We start from the raw sequence: 1,432 nt of genomic DNA on the forward strand, positions 1-1,432 counted from the left end.
ATAAACTACAAATGTATGAATCAACTGGTAAAGTGCTATCAGTGAATGGAAATATAGTGACATCTGATGCGGTTGTCCAACCTGGCAGCTCTGGTTCACCTATATTAAATAGTAAGCGAGAAGCAATTGGTGTTATGTATGCTAGTGATAAACCAACAGGTGAAAGTACGAGGTCATTTGCTGTTTATTTCTCTCCTGAAATTAAGAAATTTATTGCAGATAATTTAGATAAATAAATCATCCATCCATACATTGATAAATGATTTTTAGAAATTAACAACAAAATCAACAATTTTAAACATCTCTGTGATTCTATTTATTCGAAATGATTTAAAAAATAAAACTTCAAAAACCTAACCTTATATTTATACGAATACTTAGAGGAGCACAAAAATGAATAAAAATATAATCATCAAAAGTATTGCAGCATTGACGATTTTAACATCAGTGACTGGCGTCGGCACAACAGTGGTTGAGGGTATTCAACAAACGGCTAAAGCTGAACATAATGTGAAACTAATCAAAAATACTAATGTAGCACCATACAATGGTATCGTTTCGATAGGATCTGGAACAGGATTCATTGTCGGTAAAAATACAATTGTTACCAACAAGCATGTCGTTGCAGGTATGGAAATTGGCGCACATATTATTGCGCATCCGAATGGTGAATATAATAATGGCGGATTTTATAAAGTTAAAAAAATTGTCCGTTTTTCAGGTCAAGAAGATATTGCCATTCTACATGTGGAAGATAAAGCTGTTCATCCAAAAAACAGGAATTTTAAAGATTACACAGGCATTTTAAAAATAGCATCAGAAGCGAAAGAAAATGAACGCATTTCAATTGTTGGCTATCCAGAACCATATATAAATAAATTTCAAATGTATGAATCAACAGGAAAAGTGCTGTCAGTTAAAGGCAACATGATTATTACTGATGCTTTCGTAGAACCAGGCAACTCAGGTTCAGCTGTATTTAACAGTAAATACGAAGTTGTAGGTGTTCACTTTGGTGGAAACGGCCCTGGAAATAAAAGTACAAAAGGATATGGTGTTTATTTCTCTCCTGAAATTAAGAAATTCATTGCAGATAACACAGATAAATAAATCCTTACATAGATAAATGATTTTAAAAATTAACAACAAACTCAACAATTCAAATCATCTCTGTGATTCTATTTATTCGAAATGATTAAAAAAAATAAAACTTCAAAAAGCTAACATTATAATTATACAAATACTTAGAGGAGCAGAAAAATGAATAAAAATATAATCATCAAAAGTATTGCGGCATTGACGATTTTAACATCAATAACTGGTGTCGGCACAACAGTGGTTGAAGGTATTCAACAAACAGCCAAAGCCGAAAATACTGTTAAACAAATTACAAATACAAATGTTGCACCATACAGTGGTGTTACATGGATGG

The 1,432-nt window shown here is 32.1% G+C and carries 1 protein-coding gene and 2 pseudogenes; all 3 read left to right on the forward strand.

The genetic code is table 11. From position 1 onward, the window contains the following. Positions 1–236: pseudogene (gene splD, locus HMPREF3247_RS02620) on the forward strand (serine protease SplD); the annotation flags it as partial. A 157-nt stretch (positions 237–393) separates the two neighbouring features. Continuing rightward, complete coding sequence (splE, locus tag HMPREF3247_RS02625; protein ID WP_001038757.1) at positions 394–1,110, forward strand: serine protease SplE; 717 nt, start codon at positions 394–396, stop codon at positions 1,108–1,110. A gap of 150 nt (positions 1,111–1,260) precedes the next feature. Beyond that, a pseudogene (locus HMPREF3247_RS02630) lies at positions 1,261–1,432 on the forward strand (serine protease); the annotation flags it as partial.

Origin of the sequence: Staphylococcus sp. HMSC36A10 (assembly GCF_001838845.1) — a bacterium.
Classification (GTDB): Bacteria; Bacillota; Bacilli; order Staphylococcales; family Staphylococcaceae; genus Staphylococcus; species Staphylococcus aureus.